The organism is Candidatus Bipolaricaulota bacterium (assembly GCA_021159055.1).
Lineage (GTDB): Bacteria > Bipolaricaulota > Bipolaricaulia > UBA7950 > UBA9294 > S016-54.
Map to the genome: position 1 here is coordinate 22,447 of JAGGSO010000132.1, position 16,986 is coordinate 39,432.

At 63.9% G+C, this 16,986-nt stretch carries 17 protein-coding genes; 4 read left to right on the top strand and 13 right to left on the bottom strand.

The features are described 5' to 3' along the window. From J7J55_06795 to J7J55_06805, 3 genes are read right to left on the bottom strand one after another with little or no spacing between them, the layout of a single operon-like run. Entirely contained in the window at positions 1-1,143 is a 1,143-nt protein-coding gene (locus J7J55_06795; protein ID MCD6142406.1) for a TlpA family protein disulfide reductase, read from the bottom strand. 2 nt (positions 1,144-1,145) lie between these two features. Next, positions 1,146-2,432 carry a glutamate--tRNA ligase gene (locus tag J7J55_06800; GenBank protein MCD6142407.1) on the bottom strand — a complete coding sequence of 429 codons (1,287 nt, stop codon included), beginning with the start codon at positions 2,430-2,432 and terminating at the stop codon, positions 1,146-1,148. Positions 2,433-2,434: 2 nt separating this feature from the next. Next, positions 2,435-3,169 carry a hypothetical protein gene (locus J7J55_06805; protein MCD6142408.1) on the bottom strand — a complete coding sequence of 245 codons (735 nt, stop codon included), beginning with the start codon at positions 3,167-3,169 and terminating at the stop codon, positions 2,435-2,437. 90 nt (positions 3,170-3,259) lie between these two features. On the opposite strand from J7J55_06805, the gene J7J55_06810 reads away from it, so the two are divergent. Next, positions 3,260-4,675, top strand: a complete 1,416-nt coding sequence (locus J7J55_06810; GenBank protein ID MCD6142409.1) for a S8 family serine peptidase — start codon at positions 3,260-3,262, stop codon at positions 4,673-4,675. 51 nt (positions 4,676-4,726) lie between these two features. Here the strand turns inward: J7J55_06810 and J7J55_06815 are convergent, their stop codons facing one another. The 10 genes from J7J55_06815 to J7J55_06860 form a co-directional block, all read right to left on the bottom strand. Next, positions 4,727-6,490 carry a DUF505 family protein gene (locus J7J55_06815; GenBank protein MCD6142410.1) on the bottom strand — a complete coding sequence of 588 codons (1,764 nt, stop codon included), beginning with the start codon at positions 6,488-6,490 and terminating at the stop codon, positions 4,727-4,729. Positions 6,491-6,594: 104 nt separating this feature from the next. Then, complete coding sequence (locus tag J7J55_06820) at positions 6,595-7,488, bottom strand: AEC family transporter (protein ID MCD6142411.1); 894 nt, start codon at positions 7,486-7,488, stop codon at positions 6,595-6,597. Position 7,489: 1 nt separating this feature from the next. Continuing rightward, on the bottom strand, positions 7,490-8,335 hold the full coding sequence (locus tag J7J55_06825; protein ID MCD6142412.1) for a PHP domain-containing protein: 846 nt from the start codon (positions 8,333-8,335) through the stop codon (positions 7,490-7,492). Next, on the bottom strand, positions 8,332-9,423 hold the full coding sequence (wecB, locus tag J7J55_06830) for a UDP-N-acetylglucosamine 2-epimerase (non-hydrolyzing) (GenBank protein MCD6142413.1): 1,092 nt from the start codon (positions 9,421-9,423) through the stop codon (positions 8,332-8,334). The genes J7J55_06825 and wecB overlap by 4 nt, the downstream gene beginning before the upstream one ends. After that, on the bottom strand, positions 9,420-10,364 hold the full coding sequence (locus J7J55_06835; GenBank protein ID MCD6142414.1) for an NAD-dependent epimerase/dehydratase family protein: 945 nt from the start codon (positions 10,362-10,364) through the stop codon (positions 9,420-9,422). Before J7J55_06835 ends, wecB begins: the two co-directional genes overlap by 4 nt. 78 nt (positions 10,365-10,442) lie before the next feature. Further along, on the bottom strand, positions 10,443-10,925 hold the full coding sequence (locus J7J55_06840) for a GNAT family N-acetyltransferase (GenBank protein ID MCD6142415.1): 483 nt from the start codon (positions 10,923-10,925) through the stop codon (positions 10,443-10,445). Between the two features lie 55 nt (positions 10,926-10,980). Further along, positions 10,981-11,505, bottom strand: coding sequence for a flavin reductase (locus J7J55_06845; protein MCD6142416.1), 525 nt, complete (start codon positions 11,503-11,505; stop codon positions 10,981-10,983). A 1-nt stretch (position 11,506) separates the two neighbouring features. Beyond that, complete coding sequence (gene tsaA / locus J7J55_06850; GenBank protein MCD6142417.1) at positions 11,507-11,950, bottom strand: tRNA (N6-threonylcarbamoyladenosine(37)-N6)-methyltransferase TrmO; 444 nt, start codon at positions 11,948-11,950, stop codon at positions 11,507-11,509. Beyond that, positions 11,950-12,381: a GNAT family N-acetyltransferase gene (locus tag J7J55_06855; protein MCD6142418.1), complete on the bottom strand. Its 432-nt coding sequence runs from the start codon at positions 12,379-12,381 to the stop codon at positions 11,950-11,952. Before J7J55_06855 ends, tsaA begins: the two co-directional genes overlap by 1 nt. Next, the gene (locus tag J7J55_06860) at positions 12,378-14,318 is read right to left on the bottom strand and encodes a S9 family peptidase (protein MCD6142419.1); all 1,941 of its coding nucleotides are present in this window, start codon (positions 14,316-14,318) and stop codon (positions 12,378-12,380) included. Before J7J55_06860 ends, J7J55_06855 begins: the two co-directional genes overlap by 4 nt. Positions 14,319-14,437: 119 nt before the next feature. Here J7J55_06860 and J7J55_06865 point away from each other — a divergent pair, with 119 nt between their 5' ends. The 3 genes from J7J55_06865 to J7J55_06875 are packed head-to-tail and all read left to right on the top strand — an operon-like array spanning position 14,438 to position 16,740. Continuing rightward, positions 14,438-14,953 carry a PadR family transcriptional regulator gene (locus J7J55_06865; GenBank protein ID MCD6142420.1) on the top strand — a complete coding sequence of 172 codons (516 nt, stop codon included), beginning with the start codon at positions 14,438-14,440 and terminating at the stop codon, positions 14,951-14,953. Further along, positions 14,937-15,953 (top strand): ATP-binding cassette domain-containing protein, encoded by a 1,017-nt coding sequence (locus J7J55_06870; GenBank protein MCD6142421.1) that lies wholly within the window; start codon positions 14,937-14,939, stop codon positions 15,951-15,953. Before J7J55_06865 ends, J7J55_06870 begins: the two co-directional genes overlap by 17 nt. Before the next feature lie 4 nt (positions 15,954-15,957). Continuing rightward, complete coding sequence (locus tag J7J55_06875) at positions 15,958-16,740, top strand: ABC transporter permease (protein MCD6142422.1); 783 nt, start codon at positions 15,958-15,960, stop codon at positions 16,738-16,740. Positions 16,741-16,986: the final 246 nt, after the last annotated feature.

Sequence of the window (16,986 nt, forward strand, 5' to 3'; positions counted from 1 at the left end):
TCATCCTCCCGGATGGACCAGTTCCTCCACCGCCTGGCGGAGGGCGTCCCCGCGCAGGTCCTTGCCGACGATCTTCCCGTCCCGATCGATCAGGTAGCTCATCGGGATCGCCGTCACCCGGTACAGGGCCGCGATCTTCCCGTCGGAGCCGTCGAACACCTGAGGATAGTCGAGTCCGTTCTCCGCCACCGCCCGCTCGAACTCCGCCTCGCTGCGATCGAGGTTGATCCCGATCACGATGAGATCAGCGGCGTAATCAGCGGCGATCTTCTTCACGTTCGGAAGCTCGTGCAGACACGGAGTGCACCACCCGGCCCAGAAGTCGAGGAGCACGATCTTCCCCTTGAGCTCGGACAGGGCGATCTCCTTTCCCTCTGCCGTCGTCCCCGAGAAATCCGGGGCGGGGAATCCCACCTCGAGCGGGAGCTTCTCCGGAACGTAGGTGTCGGACTCCTCGATCACGATACGCGCCCCGTCGGCGCTGATCGATTTCACGGCGTACACCGTGCCGCCGATGTTGAACGGTTCGGAAAGGTTGAACCGCTCGTGCGAGTCACGACTGGTGAGGAGCTCGCCGTCGCGATCGGTATCGATGAACAGCGTCCCGTTTTCGCGGTCGTCGTAGCGCCCATCAGTGTTCTCGTCCAGCACAGCGATCTTGTACTCCGTGTCCCTGAGCACGACCTTCCCGGTTCGGTATCCGCCCCGGAAGTAGACGAGGACCGTGGGGTAAGCCGGATCCCATACCGCGATGAGCGCGTACGGCTCGCGTCCGGAGATATAGGAGACGTCCAGCGAAAACATGGCGACGTGCTGGCCCGAGGTGTAGACCTTGGTCCACGCGACCGGGACGAAATCGCCGTCCCCGCTCAGGCGCACGTATAAATTGACGGTATCCCCGTCGCGGTACAAGAGGACAGGAAATCCCTGCCCGTTCAGCGGGATCACCCCGTAGCCCGGGTCCCCCGCGGCGCCGGACGGGAGCGCGACGTCCGCCGGTGGGGATGTAAGCCGGATCGCCTGGGGATGGAACAGCCCGGTCAGCTCAAGCACGTTGCTATCGTACGCGAGGTCGGCCTGTGCCGCCGCGGCAACGCAGGCGAATACAGTCAAGATAAAGATGGCTGAGATGAACTTCCGCATTTTCACTCCTCGTGGATCAAATCGCGCAGGCGCGCGATCGTGATATCCCGGCCGATGAGGGCGATCGTCTCGAACAGGCCCGGTCCGGCCCTCCGCCCGGTGACCGCCATCCGGCACGCGTGCCCCACGTCCTTGAGCTTTGCTCCGTGCGCGGCGAGCGTCTCCCGCATCGCTTGCTCCACCGCCTCCGGGGTGAACTCGGTCATCCCGGAAAACGCATCGATTAACGCTTCAATTAACTCCCGCTGCCGGTCGTCCAGCTCGATCTCCTCCTCGCGGTCGATCTCGACCGGGAACACGATCTCCAGCACCCGCGCCAGGTCGACCAGGGTCTTGCACCGGTGGCGGAGCCGCTCCACTGCCTGGGTGAGACGGTCACGATCGATCCCGCTCCACATTTCCTCGGTTACCTTCCCCTGCTCGCGCACGAACGGAGCGACGAGCTCGACGAGCCTTCCCGGATCGGCCGCCTTCATGTGCTGTTGGTTCAGCCAGTGGAGCTTCTCCTCGTCGAACACCGACGCGGATTTGCCGATGTGGTCGAGCGAGAACAGCTCGATCAGCTCATCGCGGGTGAAGAACTCCTGATCCCCGTGCGACCAACCGAGGCGGGCGAGGAAGTTCACCAGCGCCTCGGGGAGGAACCCGCGGCGGCGGTACTCGAGGACCGACGTCACCCCGTGCCGCTTGGATAGCCGGGTGCGATCCGGCCCGAGGATCATCGGGAGGTGGACGAAGTGGGGGAGCGGCTTTCCGAGTGCCTGATAGAGGAGGATCTGCTTCGGAGTGTTGTTCAGGTGGTCGTCGCCGCGGATGACGTGGGTGATCCCCATATCGGCGTCGTCGACCACCACCACGAAGTTGTACACGAAGCTCCCGTCGGAGCGGCGGATGACGAAGTCCTTGAGCTGAGAGTTCGGGTAGACGACGTCCCCAAGGAGATCGTCGTGCACGACCGTCTCCCCCTCGGTCGGGACGCGGAACCACCACGCTCCGTCCTTCTCGTACGCCGCATTCTGCGCCATCAGCGACTCCGCCGCGCGGAGGTGGAGCTCAGTGCGGTCGGTCTGACGGTAGTACTCATCCCAGTCGAGCCCGAGCCAGCGCATCGCCTCGAGGATCTGGGCGATCGACTCCTCGGTCGAACGGGCCCGATCGGTGTCCTCGATGCGCAGCACGAACGTCCCGTTGTTGTGGCGGGCGAACAACCAGTTGAACAGCGCGGTACGGGCCCCACCTACGTGCAGGTACCCGGTCGGGCTGGGGGCGAACCTCACTCTGATCGTCATCTTCACCTCTTCTTCGATTGGATGACCATTTTACCGGAATCGACCGCAAGCCCGCCAACCGTGGCTGGAGCGAGCTCGGGTCGTGCGAGCCAAGAGTCGATGCGGATATCCCACTCCGCTTGCGCGGAAGGGTCGGTCCCGTGCCCGGTCTCATCGTCGTAGAGCTCCTGCATCGCGGAGAGGGTGGAGAGGATCTGCGCGGCCGTCCCGTTTATCCTCTCCGACAGGGCATGCTTCGCTGCGTCCGCCGTCTTTCCCGTCGCCGAGACGCGGCACAGTTCAGCCCGGAGTCGGAGGGCGTAGACCTCGTTCAGGTCGAAATGGCGCTGCTCATGGTTGAGGAGGCCCCTGTTCTCCTTCCCCGGGACCACCCACGAGCCGTACGGATCCATCGTGTTCTCGACCGTGATCCCATCGATCCGTCCGGTCCAGCAGCTCCGGCTTGGATCGTAGGAGACGGTGTAGGCGACGTGCCAGGTCACCCGCATGTCGATCGACGCCGCTTCGAGCATCGGCTGAGACGGGGGAGCGCCACGGAAGTCGGCCCAGCGCAGCGGCTGGTTCACCGCCCATTGGATCCCGTCCGCCGCGAGGGGAAGGGAGACTAAACTCACAACGATAAAGAAAAAGACGACGCACGCACGCATCGCATCACCACCCTTCGAGCGGGAATGATACCCGAGCCCACCCGGGGTTGCGAGCCGGACGGGGTTGTCTAACCCACCCAGTTCTGTCATAATAGCTCCAAATGAGCCGGACGGGAAAAAAAGGAGGTGATCGGGCGTTTGAGTGATTCCCTGTCCGTCTGTAACTAAAAAGGAGGCGACATGAAGAAACGAGGGGTTATCGCCATCGTGGCCGTTTTGGCTTTTCTACTTGCCTTAACCGGTTGTACGTCCCTGTTCGGACCGCAGTCCAACCTTTCCTCATCCCCGCAGGCGGCCGATCAGGCAGGGAAGGATTACCTAGTGATGATGAAGGGGAACAGGCTCCCCGCCGATTTCGACCGAGAAGTGACGGCCGCTGGAGGAGCGGTGAAAGAGGAGTTCGCCACGATCGGGGCTGCGGTTGTCACCGCGAAGAGCGCAACGTTCGTGGACGAGATTGCCGCACTGCCCGCGGTTAAGTACGTCCTCCCTGATGTAAAGCTGAACTGGCTGCCGGGAGAGGATTACGTGAACGTCCTCCCGGCGGACCAGGCCGGACCGGCAGCGGGCGGGGTGGCGAGCCAGAGCATCGGGGACGATGAATGGTTCTTCAACGCCTATCAATGGAGCATGTTCGCGATCGATGCCCCCGCGGCGTGGGACGCCGGCTACACCGGAGCCGGGGTACGGGTGGCGGTCCTCGATTCCGGAATCGACTATACCCATCCCGATCTCGCTCCCAACGTGAATACCGCTCTCAGCACCTCGTTCGTCCCGTACGAGCCGTACATCGATGACGAGGCCGGACATGGAACGCACGTCGCCGGGATCATCGCTGCTGCCCACAACGAGTTCGGCTCAATCGGGGTCGCTCCGGACGCCGAGCTGGTGGCGGTGAAGGTGCTCGACCATACGGGAAGCGGAAACTTCAGCTGGCTCATTCAAGGGCTTCTCTACGCCAACGCCGTTGGGGCGAAGGTCATCAACATGAGCCTTGGGGCGTACCTCCCGCGGTCGGGGTTCATCACTGAGGATGGAACCAAGGTAGGGGCAAACGAGGTCGCCGGGTTGACCAGTCTCCTCACCCGCGTGATCGACTACGTGTGGCAAAACGGGACGTTCGTGGTGGCAGCAGCCGGGAACGATGCGGCGAATCTGACCGGCGACGCGAGCTGGATCTCCATCCCGGCCGAGTCGGGCCGCACGGTCTCCGTATCCGCGACCGGTCCGCAGGGATGGGGGATCGATCCGACGGTCAGCCTGGACACCCCGGCCTACATTTACACCAACTATGGGACCGGTGTCGATTACGCCGCCCCGGGCGGGAACGTGGATCCCTCCCTATATCCGGATGGTCCATGGTACTACGACCTCGTGTTCAGCACCTACCCCGGGGGATGGGCGTGGATGGCCGGGACGAGCATGGCCTCCCCCCACGTCGCCGGTATCGCAGCGTTGATCCTGCAGGCAACCCCGGGTGCCTCCCCGAACCGAGTGGAGAGCATTCTGCGCGGTAGCAGTGACGATCTCGGGAAGCCCGGACGGGATCCGTGGTACGGACTCGGTCGGGTGAACGCTGCCCAGGCGGTGAAGTAGCGATCAGATCTTACGTCGGGCGGGATAACCCGCCCGACGTTTTTTCTCTGATCAGACCTCTATTTCCTCCCAGTCAGTCTTGTGCTCCCGCAGAATCTCCACCCCTTCCACCAGCAATTCTCCCGCGGTGGTCAACTTGTCACCGCGGATGAAGTGGGCGCGGGACGCCTGGGTCCGCACCTCGTTGAACAGAACCGGATCGAACCGTGTACTCCGTTCGATCTCGCGCCAGTCGGTCCGTCCCTCCCGCTCGATCACTTCCACCATGGTGACGAGGAGCCGGAGGATGTGGGGGGTGACGTAGAACTTCATCTCATCAGGGACCGGAGAGATTCCGCGCTTGAACTTCTCCCCCGCCTCGGTGACGGAGTAAAGCCTCCCGGGGAGAGCGTCGACCAGCCCGTGGGCGATAAGCTTCCGCACTGCAGCAAGGACGCGCTCGCGCTCCGCGGACGGGAAGAGGGAGAGGAGCTTGTCCTCGAACATCCCGCGCCAGAGCGGCAGAGCGCCGAGCACCTTACCCTCGAACGCGGAGATCAACGGGAGACGCTCCATCTCCCCGGCGAGACGGGCGAACAGTCGTCCCGACTTGGTGGGGTATCCGTTCCCGACGAGCCCTTGCTCGACGGCCGTCTCCACCCATCCATCGTCGGGGGAGAGGTTCTCCATCCGCGTCGTGGTGATCGCCATCACCCCGGTAGAGAACACCGGCTTCATCCCGTGCTCCCTCCGATCCGCAAGCACCTTTCCGCCCCATTCGGTCAGCCGGTACACCAGTCCCCCTGGCTCGATCCGTTCGGAGTCAATGAGGCGGAAGCTCTCAAGGAGGTGGAGGCTGTATGCGACGTCCCACGCTGCCAAACCATCCCGCTTTCTCTCCACCTCCCTGCGTATCGTGTCGTAGGAAGGGATGAGATCCGGGTTCGCGCTGTGCCGCTTCCACAGCTGCTCAATCGTCTCCAACGTCAATAAGTCGACCTCTCCGAAGTCGACCGCGGGATTGATCGGGATGGATGCCAAGAACAGGAGCTCTGCCGCCGTTTGAAAATGGACCCCGGCCGGGAGGAGCTCAAGCTCATCGTTTATCGCCCCGATCGCCATCAGCCCTTCGCTCGCTTCGTCGGACAGCTCCTCCTCGAGGAGGTAGAACAGGAGCTCGGCGGTGATCGGGACGGTCGGGGCGGCTCCGGTCAACAGGCCGGCCCTGATCTGCTGCCCGGCTCCGGTGAGGGAGTAGTTGTTCCCCATCGGAAGGGAGAACGTGAGAAGGCGCATCGCCTCCAACTGGAATATCTCCTCGGTGGAGAGGGGAAGGAGTCCCTTCCTTCCCGGCCCGGGCGGGACCTTCCTGATCTTCTCGCACAGGCTTTTGGGAAGGAATACGTCGGGCTCGGCGATATTGTACGCCTCAAGCACGGACTCCGCTGTCGGGAGGAGTGTTCCATCCCGCATGAATCCCCGCCGGTCAAGCTCACGGGCGATGGTCTCCTGGTCCGCGGCGCTCCCCTGGGCGGCACGGACGACCTCGATCATGGAGATCACCTCCGAACCGATCCAGCGAAAGTCGTCGTCCCAATCGTCGATCGGGCCGGCGGAGCCGACGAACTCATCGAGCGCTTCCGCGATCAGCCACCCGGCCTGGGAGAGGACGAACTTGTCCTCCTCTTCGTAAACAAGCCCCGCCAGTTCGAGGTGATACAGGGATTCCAGGTCGGCATCGGTGAGTGAGTCCGCTGCCTTCTCCAGCTCCAGCCCTTCCTCCCATTTCGTGGCGATCCGAGTGATCAGCTTTGCATGCTTTTTCGTTACAATCATTCTATCTCCTTTTTCCCGTTTGGTGAACAACGCCGCAAGAAACCGCCGACTTCGAACCACCGGTTAATGTTATCCGCATTTTCCCCGAAAGGCCAAGGGGAGCATCAGAGGAAACTCAGTAGTGCTCCCATGGTGGCGATGTTCCCCACGGTGGTGAGAAAGACCACGGATGAGACAAGATCGGGGCGGCGGTTGTACTGGAGGGAGAGGATCAGGGAGTTCACCGCGGCCGGGGTACTCGCCTCCACGATGAGGACGGCACGGAGGAGACCGTGAATTCCCAACGCCGTGGCGAACCCGAACGCAAGGAGCGGCGGAACGATCAGCTTGGCCGCGGTGAGGGGGATCGCCTCCCGCCACAGGCCGCGCAACTGTACCTGCCCGAGCTGAATCCCAAGGAGGAGAAGCTGGACCGGGATCGCCGCCTGGGCGAGGAGCTCAATCGGTTCTCCCACCGGCAGCGGGAGCTCGGTCCCGGTTCCGCGCAGGAGGAGGGCGAGCCCAAACGCGTAGATCCACGGGACCTTCAGCAGGTTCACCGGAAGGCGCCAGAGCGGCATCCCCTTCCGCCACGACGCCGTCGCCACTCCAAACGTGATCTGAAACGCCATGTGGCCGAGGATGTACAGCAGCCCGAGCGCGAACCCCTGTTCTCCGAACGCGAACAGCAGGATCGGGAGCCCGTAGTTTCCGGTGTTGCTCAGAGACAGGGTGAGGACCGCCGCCGTCCGCGTCTCCCGATCGAGGTGAGCGGCGCGGGAACCGAGGTGGGCGAGCCCGAACAGGGTCCCGTGGACGAGGAAGACGAACAGGAGGACGGTGGCGAGCTCCCCGCCGGAAACCGGGCGGGTGTACAGGGCGTGGAAGATGAGGGACGGGGTGAGGATGTAGAACACGAGCTTGGTGAGGATCGCCGGGTCGCGGTTCACCAATCGACCGAAGAGGAACCCTCCCCCGGCGATGAGGAGGACGGGGAGGAGGACGTTCAGGAAGACCATCTCACCCCCTGCAGAACTCCCGCATCCGCTCCACGTACCGGCACGGGAGCTTGACCTTTCCCAACTGTTCTTTAACCGAATCGGGACCGTGGTCGTCCGATCCCCCGGTGAGGAGGAACCCATACTTCTCCGCCATGGCGCGGATCTCCTCCGGGGGGATGGACAGGGGGCGGGAGACGTCCTGGTACGGGTAGAAGACCTCGACCCCGTCCACCCCCTCCCCCTTGACCTGGGAGAGGAAATCTCCCCAGTCGGGGACGTCCATCAGGCAGGGATGGGGGATCGAGGTGAGGCCGCCTGCTCCGTGCACCGCGGCGGCCACCTCGCGGAAGTTTGGTTTCCTGATCGGGACGTAGCACGGCTTGTCGCTCCCGATCAGGGTGTCGAACGCCTCCCGCGTGGTGGTGACGATCCCCTTCTGCACCAGAATCCTGGCGAGGTGTGGCCTCCCGATGCTCCCGGCGGCGAGCCTTCGCACCTCGTCGATCTCTATCCTCGCCCCGGTCACCTCGCGGCAGCGGGCGACCATCTCCTCCATCCGGGCGTCCCGCGCCCGTCGCATGCGGGAGAACAGCTCCACGAGCGCGGCGGCGCGGGGATCGATGAAGTATCCGAGGAGCTCGCCGCGGATCCCGTCGAAATCGACCTTGAACTCCGCCCCGGTGATCACCTCGATTCCGTTGCGAAACTGAGTCGGGCGCGTGAGCTCAGGCGAGATCGTATCGTGATCGGTCACCGCGATGATGGAGAGCCCGACCGCGGCGGCGCGGGTGACGAGCCGGTCGATCGTCTGCGTCCCGTCCGAGGCGGTGGTGTGAAGATGGAGGTCGGCGTAGCACGCCTTCATGTGAACCTCGTTTCCAGTTCCCGTACGATCTTGGCCGCGGCGTTCCCGTCACCGTAGGGATTCCTTGCTTCACGCATCCGGGCGGAGGCGGCGGGATCGGACAGGATCTCTTCCGCTGCCGCGACGATCCGCTCCGGGTCGGTCCCCACCAGCCGCGCCGCCCCGGTTTCCAGTCCCTCGGTCCGCTCGGTCCTCTCCCGCAGGACGAGGACCGGGACGTGGAGGGCCGCCCCTGCCTCCTGGATCCCGCCCGAGTCGGTGAGGATCAGGGCCGAGTCCGCCATCAGGTGGACGAACGAAGCGTAGTCAGGCGGGTCGATCAGCGTCACCCGCTCCGCCCCGGAGAGCTCATCCCGGACGACCCGGCTCACGTGTGGATTGGGATGGACGGAGTAGACGATGGTGATCTCGCGGTTCCGCTCTGCGAGCCGCCGCAGTCCGCGGCAGATCCGGGCGATCCCGCCGGAGAAGCTCTCGCGGCGGTGGGCGGTGACGAGGACGATCCTCCCGGGAAGGTCGAAGCGAATACGGGGTGGGACGCTCTTCCGCACGTAGAGGAGGGCGTCGATCTCCGTGTTCCCGGTGACGACGATCGACTCGTCCGAGATCCCCTCGGCCAGCAGGTTTCGGCGCGCGGCCGCGGTCGGAGCGAACAGGAGGGCCGCGATCCGGTCGATCAGGCGGCGGTTCATCTCCTCGGGGAACGGGGCGTACGGATCGCCGGTGCGCAGCCCCGCCTCGACGTGCACCACCGGGATGCGGGAGTAATAGGCGGCGAGCGCACCGACGAACGCGGTCTGGGCGTCCCCTTGAACGATCACCAAATCGGGTTGCTCCTGGCGCAATACCGGCTCGAATCGGGCCAGGGCCGTCCGGGTAACGTAGAACAGGCTCTGTCCCGGGACCATCACTCCCAGGTCGTGATCGGGGACGATGGAGAAGACCGTGAGGGCCTGGTCGAGGAGGGCACGATGCTGCCCGCTCGTGCACACGATCGGCACGAATCGCGGGTTTTCCCTGAGATTGAGGATAACCGGAGCGAGCTTGATCGCCTCCGGGCGGGTGCCGAAGAAGAGGAGCACCTTCAGCGGCTCAGCCAATCGACGACCTTTCTCATCCCCTGTTCGAAGCTCATCTCCGGAGAGAACCCGAGGACGGTCCGAGCGCGGGAGATGTCGAGCCTGCTCTCCATCAGCTCTCCGGGGCGCGGGTCACCGTACACCGGATCCCCCGCGAACCCGACGATCCCGGCGAGCATGCGGTAGAGTTCGTTCACCGAGGTCGATACCCCGGAGCCGATGTTGAACGCCTGATCGTCCGGGGTACGCGGTACCGGCGGCCCGGCGAGGAGGTAGTCGATCGCACGCAGGTTGGCGTTCACCACGTCGCCCACGTAGACGTAATCACGCACCTGCTCCCCGGTTCCGAAGATCGTCGGCGCAGCCCCGGACAGGAGGGCGCCGGCGAAGATCGAGACCACTCCGGCCTCCCCCTTCGGGTCCTGACGCGGGCCGTACACGTTCCCATACCGGAGCGCCACCGCAGGCAGTCCGAACGTCCGGCGGTAGACGAACATGTAGTACTCCACCGCCGCCTTCGCCGCTCCGTACGGGCTGATCGGAGCCTTCACCGCCGTCTCCGGCGCCGGTTCCGGGGTCTCCCCGTAGATCGCCCCGCCGGAGGAGGCGAAGATGAACCCCCGCGCCCCGTGCCGCACCGCCTGTTGCAACAGGACGATCGAGCCGACGACGTTCACCGTCGCGTCGAACGCCGGGTCATCCACCGAGCGGCGGATGTCGATCTGGGCGGCATGGTGGTTCACGATCTCCGGGTGAAACTGAGCGAAGGCACGGTCGACCGCGGCTACATCCCGGATATCAGCGTTGGAGAACAGCGCCTTTGGGTTCAGGTTTTGCGCCTTGCCGGTGGAGAGGTTATCTATGACCAACACCTCGTGTCCGGCGGAAATGTAGGAATCGACGAGATGGGACCCGATGAACCCAGCCCCGCCTGTCACTGCAATCCGCATCTTACCCCCTTTCCGATCTTGACTAAGAGAGCCTACTCCGAACCGGTCCCTTGTTCAAGATGGGTCAGCGAGGCGGATCTACTGGTCCAGCTCCTTGCGCATGAACACCTGCGCTCCCAGGCGCTTGAACCCGAGGCGGCGGTACAGGTTGATCGCCGGGTTCTGTTCGGAGACATCGAGGAGGACTCCGGTCCGACCGAGCTTTTTCGCGAGGTCCTCGCACGCGCGGATGAGGGCGCTTGCGATCCCCTGCCCGCGGAACGCCTCATCGACGGCGAGGTAGACGAGCTGGATCGTCTTGCGCGCCTCGGGGAAGACGAACTCGGACTCCTCCTGCTCCAGGTCCTTGCACAGCGCGAACCCGACCACCTCTCCGTCCTCGGCGGTGGCGACGAACCCGGCCCAGCCCGGGCGCGCCAGATGCTCTCGCACCCAGCCGCACGCGTCCGGGGCCGGGATCCCGCGGAAGATCGTGGTCGAAATCGGCTCGAACAGCCGGGCGAGGCGGGCGACCGCCTCGGCGTCATCCTGTTCCATTGCGCGGATTGTGTACCGTCCCATCGCCTTCCCCTTCACTGCGCTGTATGTTCCATTAAATGACGGATCGGCGCGAAAGTCAACCGGTCCGGTCCGGGTCGACGTAGGCGGCGACGATCTCGCCGATGACGATCATGTGATGATCATCGTTGTCGTAGTACTTTTCGCGGACGTCGGGGGCGGAGAAGTCCCCCTTCTCCAGTTGCTTGCGCACGATGATCCGACACTCGTAGTACAACGCGCATCCGTCGATCACCGGGGTGGCGACCCGCATCCCCGGGCGGAACGCGATCCCGCACGCCGCCGCCTTGTCCATGTCCCTTCCCGAGTTGTGACCGCAGAAATCGAGCGCGGCGGCAAGGTCACCATTCTTGGGAACGCTGACGGTGAAGCTCTCCTCCCGCAGCAAGCAGCCGTGGGTGTAGCGCGAGCGGCGCACGAGGACGGTGAACGTCGGGATGCTCCAGATCCGCCCGACCGCGCCCCAGCCGATCGTCATCGGGTTCGCTCTTCCAGCCTCGTCACGGGCGACCAGGAACGCGCCGTTTCCGGCCAGCGCCCGTTCCAACAGCTCCGTGCGTTCGTGCCATGCTATTTGTTTCATCTCACTCTCCCTTCAACCATCCGGTTTCGACCTCCTCTGGGGTTATGAACAGAGGAACGTAGGGCTTGATGTCGAGGAGAGGGGTGCCGTCGATGATGTCGAGATCGGCGATGCGCAGGATCCTTCCCTCCACCCCGAGCAGCCGCACCGTGGAGACCCCGATCGGATTCGGGCGGTGCGGGGCGCGGGTGGCGAACAGCCCGCGCAGTCCCTCCCGGTGCGGGGTGGTGACGCGCAGCCGGTATCCGACCGCGCGGTGAAAGTGACAGATCAGGGTGATGTGGCTGAACCCATCGAGGTCGGCGAGCCCGTCGGCAAACCCAGGAAATACCTCGACTGTCCCCTCCACCCCGCGGCCGAAGCACGGCTGGAACGGGACCCCGTACGGCTCCTTGTACGGAGAGTGGACGATCCCGATCGGTCGGTAGCAGATCCGTTCTTCCATCACACCTCCGGGCTCTTGCGCTTCGAGTAGTAGTGGATGTCGTCGTGGCGGAGGTAGCCGAGCGCGGCGAAGAACTCCTGCGAGCTTGTGTTCCAGTCCTCGATCAGGCAGGTGACGATCTCGATCCCCATCTCCTCCAACCGTCGTTCCACCTCGCGGACGAGCCGCGTCCCGATCCCGCGGCGGCGGTAGTCGGGGTGGACGGCGAGCCGGTTGATCCATCCCTTGCGCCCGTCGTGCGTCCCGAGGACCGAGCCGACGAGCCGCCCGTCCTCCTCGGCAACGAGGAAGATCGAGCATCCGCCGGAAAGCTCGCGGGCGATGTGGGCCAGTGAATCGCGCCCGCGCGGGCGGTGGGACAACCCGGCCGCGTTCCACAGCGCGATCAACGCGTCGTAATCGTCGATACGCAGGGCACGTATCTCGATCATTCCCCTCCCTTCAAATGCTTATCGAACCAAGCGATGATCTCCTCCAGGCGGCGCAGGCGGTGCTTCGGCTTGCCGGTGCGCGACAGGTCGTGGTTCTCGCCGCGGAACATGACCAACCGCGCCTCGGTCCCATGGTAGCGCAGCGCGGTGAACATCTGGATCCCCTCGGCGATCCAGCAGCGGTAGTCCTCCTGGGAATGGATGAACAGCGTCGGGGTCCTCGCCCGGTCGGCGTAGCGGAGCGGGGAGTGCCACCACAGCTTCCGCCCGTCGTCCTGCCACGGGGTGGCGCCGATCTGGTCGTAGTTGAAGAAATAGCCGATGTCGGTGGTGCAGAACTTGGAGATCCAGTTGGCGATCGAGCGCTGCGAGCACGCGGCCTTGAACCGGTCGGTGTGGCCGATGATCCAGTTGGTCATGAACCCGCCGTAGGAGCCGCCCATCACCCCGAGGCGGTCAGGGTCGATCTCCGGGAACCGGGCGATCGCCGCATCCAGGATCGCCATCAGATCGTCGTAATCGATTGTTCCGTACCTGCCGCGGATGTCGGCGAAGGCGTTCCCCCGTCCGGACGAGCCGCGCGGGTTGCCGAACACGATGATGTAGCCCCGACCAGCGAGCAACTGCATCTCGTGGATGAACACCTCGCCGTACACCGTCTTTGGTCCACCGTGGATGGCGAGGATGGTCGGGTATTTCACGCTCCGGTCGCAGTCCGGCGGGCGGATGATCCACGCGGCGAGCTCGGTCCCGTCCGCGGTGGTGACGGTGAACCGCTCCGGGGCGGACACCGCCCTTCCGGCGAGCGCCTTCTCGTTCAGCGCGGTCAGCCGCCGCTCGGTCCCGTTGTCGAGCGTGTACAGCTCCTGCAGCTTCCCCGGGCGGAGCGCGACGTAGACGAGCCGACCGGCGCGGGCATCGAATGCGTCGATCGAGCCCGGGGCCTCGACCGCGCGGGTGATCTCCCCGTCCGGCGTGATGCACTCGAGGTAGCAGGAATCGTCCTCGGTCACGGTCACGTAGATCACATCCCCGGCGACGCGCAGCGTCGGCCCGCCGCCGTGACGGACATCGGAGTTGACCGAATTGCCGGTCGACCGGTCCCATCCCGGGGTGAGGGACGAGTGCGTCCCGGATTCGAGTTCGAACACCAGCACCTCGGGGTTCTCGTTCAGGCCGTAGGCCTTCATGTCAGTCCCCAGGGCGACGACGCGGTCGTCTCCGAGAAACCGCGGTCCGGAGAGCTCCAGCTCATCCTTGGACAGGCACGTGCGCGCGCCGGTGGCGAGATCGAGGACCCACAGCTCGTCGGTGAGCCCGGCCTTGTCCGTGAAATCCTTCCCCGCATAGGCGATCTTCGTCCCGCGCGCGTCGAACCCGGCGACGTCGAACGCCCCGGACACGAGCTCCTCGTCCTTGTTCGTCTCCGGATCGAATACGAACAGGTGGCGGCGGCGCTTGTTGGTGAACCCCACCCCGTTCGCCCAGAACGGGATCTCGTCCAGGACCTCGTAGTCCTCATCGCCTTCCTGGGTTTCGTAGAGCGGGACGCGCGCTGAATAGAGAAGACGGCCGTCTTCCAACAGGTCAAGCGACTCGACCTTATGCGGGATCTCCCCGATCCGCTCCGCCTCGCCCCCGTCGATCCTGATCCGATAAACCGGGCTTACGTCCTTTTTATCCTTCTCCTCCCGCCGCGAGATGAACAGGATCGCTTTCGAATCAGCGCTCCAAACGAACGGGCCGTCCTTGCCCGAGGTCGTCAGCCGCCTCACCGCGCCGTCCTCGAGCCGCACGAGGTAGATGTCACTCGCGTAGTCGTTCTCCTCCTCCCGCGCCCGCTTGACGATAAATGCCGCCAGTTCACCGTCCGGTGAGATCCGCACCCCGGACAGAAACCGATACGTCAGGAGATCGTTGGTCGTGATCTTCTCCATTCTCCCTCCTTTCCCGGTGATCTTACCGCCCGCAACCCGCCTCTCCCAGTCCGACTTGAAACAGCAGGCCGAACGGCTAATATATCGAGCCCGATATATCGGATCCAAAGGAGACGAAAATGCAGCGCGGTTTTTTGCGGATTTACCTGTTGAAGCTGATCGAGGAAGCGGGAGAGGAGGGGATCTCCGGCTACTCCCTGATGAAGCAGATCGAAGAGCGGACCGGGTTCTGGCGACCGTCTCCGGGCTCGATCTACCCGCTCCTCGGAGCGCTGGAAGAGGCGGGGGTGATCGAGCACCGCGCCGAAAAGGGCAAGAAGGTCTACTTCCTCACCGACAAGGGACGGGCCGGGCTCGCTCAGGCCAAGGCAGTGAAGGAGGAGACGATGGAGGGGGTGCGCCGGTCGATCCGGGTATTAGGGGAGCTGTTCGGGGAGGATGTTGTCGATGATCTGTCCGCGCACCTCGAACGGCGCCACCGTCTCCTCCCATCCGGCCTCCGGAGTGCGCTCTCCGAACTGCACCTCCTTCTCGGGGACATTCTTTCTCAGGAGCTTCCTCCGAAGAAAGCGGAGAGGATCGAACGGATAATACGGCAGACGATTGAGGAGTTGAGAGATGAAAAACGCGATTGAAGTGGAGAACCTGGTGAAGGTGTACAAGAACGGAGTGCGGGCCGTGGATGGGATCTCGTTTCAGGTGCAAACCGGGGAGATATTCGGGTTCCTCGGTCCGAACGGAGCGGGAAAGTCGACGACGATCAAGGTGCTGGTCGGCCTCCTCAACCCGACGGACGGGGTCCTGCGGATCAACGGGGTCGACATCCGCCGCCATCCGGCGGAGATCAAGCGGGCGACCGGGTACGCCGCCCAGGAGACGGCGATCGACGATCGGCTGACCGGGTGGGAGAACATCACCCTCCAGGGCCGGTTCTACCACCTCTCCGGCCGGGAGATCCGCGCCCGGGCGACCGAGGTCCTGCAGATGTTCGACCTGTACGAGCGACGGAACGACCTGACCGAGACTTACTCCGGCGGGATGCTCAAGCGGCTCGACATCGCGTGCGCTCTCATCCACCGCCCTCAGATCCTGTTCCTCGACGAGCCGACCCTCGGCCTCGACGTCCAGACGCGACAGACGATCTGGCGCTACATCGAGCAATTGCGGGCCGAACACGGGATGACGATATTCCTCACCACCCACTACATGGAGGAGGCCGACTCTCTGTGCGATCGGGTGGCGATCATCGATCACGGAAGGATTATGGCCCTGGACGGACCCGGTGCCCTCAAGTCGCAGATCGGCGGGGACCTTGTCACTGTGAGGTTTGCTGGCGATGTCGGGAAGGTAAATATGCTCCTAGACGTCATCCGCGGCCTCCCCAGGGTACGAGAGGTCAATGCGGGGGAGGACGGCATCCATCGCATTGTGGTGGAACAGCATGGCGACCAACTGGTTCCCGAGATTGTCCGGGTGGCAAACGAGCATGCTGTGGAGGTCCAGTCCATCCGTCTCAAGCGCCCCACGCTGGATGACGTCTATCTTCACTTCACCGGACATGAGATCCGCGAGGAAGAGGGAAACCGTGAGGCACAGGTCAAGGCACGTAGGATGAAGAGCAGAGCGAGGAGGTGAGCAGATGACGATCTTCGCTGATACTTGGTACGTAGCAAAGCGCGAGATGATAAAGTTCTTCCGGGCGCGGGTGAGGCTCTTGGTCTCTCTGATTCAGCCAGTGATCTGGCTCGGCCTCATGGGAAACATAATGCAAGGTTTGACAAGCAACCCGATGGTCGCCGAGACCTTCGGCACGAGTAACTACCTGGCGTTCATGACCCCAGGGATCATCATAATGACCACCCTGATGGGGGGAATCTCTGGCGGGATATCGATCGTGTGGGACCGAAGGATCGGATACCTGGAGAAGCTGATGGCTGCCCCGATCCACCGCGGGGCGATCCCGTTCGGAAAGGTGCTCGCCATAATGCTCCAGAATGCGATCCAGGTGCTGGCGATCATCATCATCGCTGTCCTGTTGGGGGTGCGTTTCCAATCCGGATTCTGGGGGATCATTCCCACCCTCTTAATAGCGATGCTCTTCGGCGGGGTCCTGAGCAGCTTGGCCCTTTCGCTCGCCGCGTCTATAAAAACGATGGAGACGCTGATGGCGATCGTCAACTTCCTCATGATGCCGCTCATGTTCACGAGCAACGCCATGTTTCCGACTACGCTGATGCCAAGCTGGCTGGCGACGATCGCCAAGATCAACCCGGTCACCTATGCCGTCGGTCCGATCCGGGAGCTCGTCCTCCACGGTTGGAACTGGGGGAAGATCCTCCCCGGAGCGGGGGTTATCCTCGGGCTGCTGCTCGCATTCATGCTCGTGAGTCAGATCGTCTTCCAGCGTGCAACGAGCGAGTGAAGAGCGTCCATTCGTACCGGCGGGGCTCGTCCCCGCCGGGGAGCGAAATCGCCCTCCCGTCGTCGACGGAGGTGTAGCGGCGGGCCCTGTGCCCGCCGGTTTGTAGGGGCGGGTTTTGAAACCCGCCCCCTACGTCCCATGTCAAAATTGACACCTCTATCGGCGTCTGTTATAAATGTCACGGAGGACGGTCCGATGAATCACCAGGATGAGCCGATCACCAAACGCGATCTTGAGGAAGTTAAG

Excerpts from the sequence above, each read along its gene's own strand:
- J7J55_06795 (MCD6142406.1), bottom strand. The coding sequence starts at position 1,143 with ATGCGGAAGTTCATCTCAGCCATCTTTATCTTGACTGTATTCGCCTGC.
- J7J55_06800 (MCD6142407.1), bottom strand. The coding sequence starts at position 2,432 with ATGACGATCAGAGTGAGGTTCGCCCCCAGCCCGACCGGGTACCTGCAC.
- J7J55_06805 (MCD6142408.1), bottom strand. The coding sequence starts at position 3,169 with ATGACAGAACTGGGTGGGTTAGACAACCCCGTCCGGCTCGCAACCCCG.
- J7J55_06810 (MCD6142409.1), top strand. The coding sequence starts at position 3,260 with ATGAAGAAACGAGGGGTTATCGCCATCGTGGCCGTTTTGGCTTTTCTA.
- J7J55_06815 (MCD6142410.1), bottom strand. The coding sequence starts at position 6,490 with ATGATTGTAACGAAAAAGCATGCAAAGCTGATCACTCGGATCGCCACG.
- J7J55_06820 (MCD6142411.1), bottom strand. The coding sequence starts at position 7,488 with ATGGTCTTCCTGAACGTCCTCCTCCCCGTCCTCCTCATCGCCGGGGGA.
- J7J55_06825 (MCD6142412.1), bottom strand. The coding sequence starts at position 8,335 with ATGAAGGCGTGCTACGCCGACCTCCATCTTCACACCACCGCCTCGGAC.
- J7J55_06835 (MCD6142414.1), bottom strand. The coding sequence starts at position 10,364 with ATGCGGATTGCAGTGACAGGCGGGGCTGGGTTCATCGGGTCCCATCTC.
- J7J55_06840 (MCD6142415.1), bottom strand. The coding sequence starts at position 10,925 with ATGGGACGGTACACAATCCGCGCAATGGAACAGGATGACGCCGAGGCG.
- J7J55_06845 (MCD6142416.1), bottom strand. The coding sequence starts at position 11,505 with ATGAAACAAATAGCATGGCACGAACGCACGGAGCTGTTGGAACGGGCG.
- tsaA (MCD6142417.1), bottom strand. The coding sequence starts at position 11,950 with ATGGAAGAACGGATCTGCTACCGACCGATCGGGATCGTCCACTCTCCG.
- J7J55_06855 (MCD6142418.1), bottom strand. The coding sequence starts at position 12,381 with ATGATCGAGATACGTGCCCTGCGTATCGACGATTACGACGCGTTGATC.
- J7J55_06860 (MCD6142419.1), bottom strand. The coding sequence starts at position 14,318 with ATGGAGAAGATCACGACCAACGATCTCCTGACGTATCGGTTTCTGTCC.
- J7J55_06865 (MCD6142420.1), top strand. The coding sequence starts at position 14,438 with ATGCAGCGCGGTTTTTTGCGGATTTACCTGTTGAAGCTGATCGAGGAA.
- J7J55_06870 (MCD6142421.1), top strand. The coding sequence starts at position 14,937 with ATGAAAAACGCGATTGAAGTGGAGAACCTGGTGAAGGTGTACAAGAAC.
- J7J55_06875 (MCD6142422.1), top strand. The coding sequence starts at position 15,958 with ATGACGATCTTCGCTGATACTTGGTACGTAGCAAAGCGCGAGATGATA.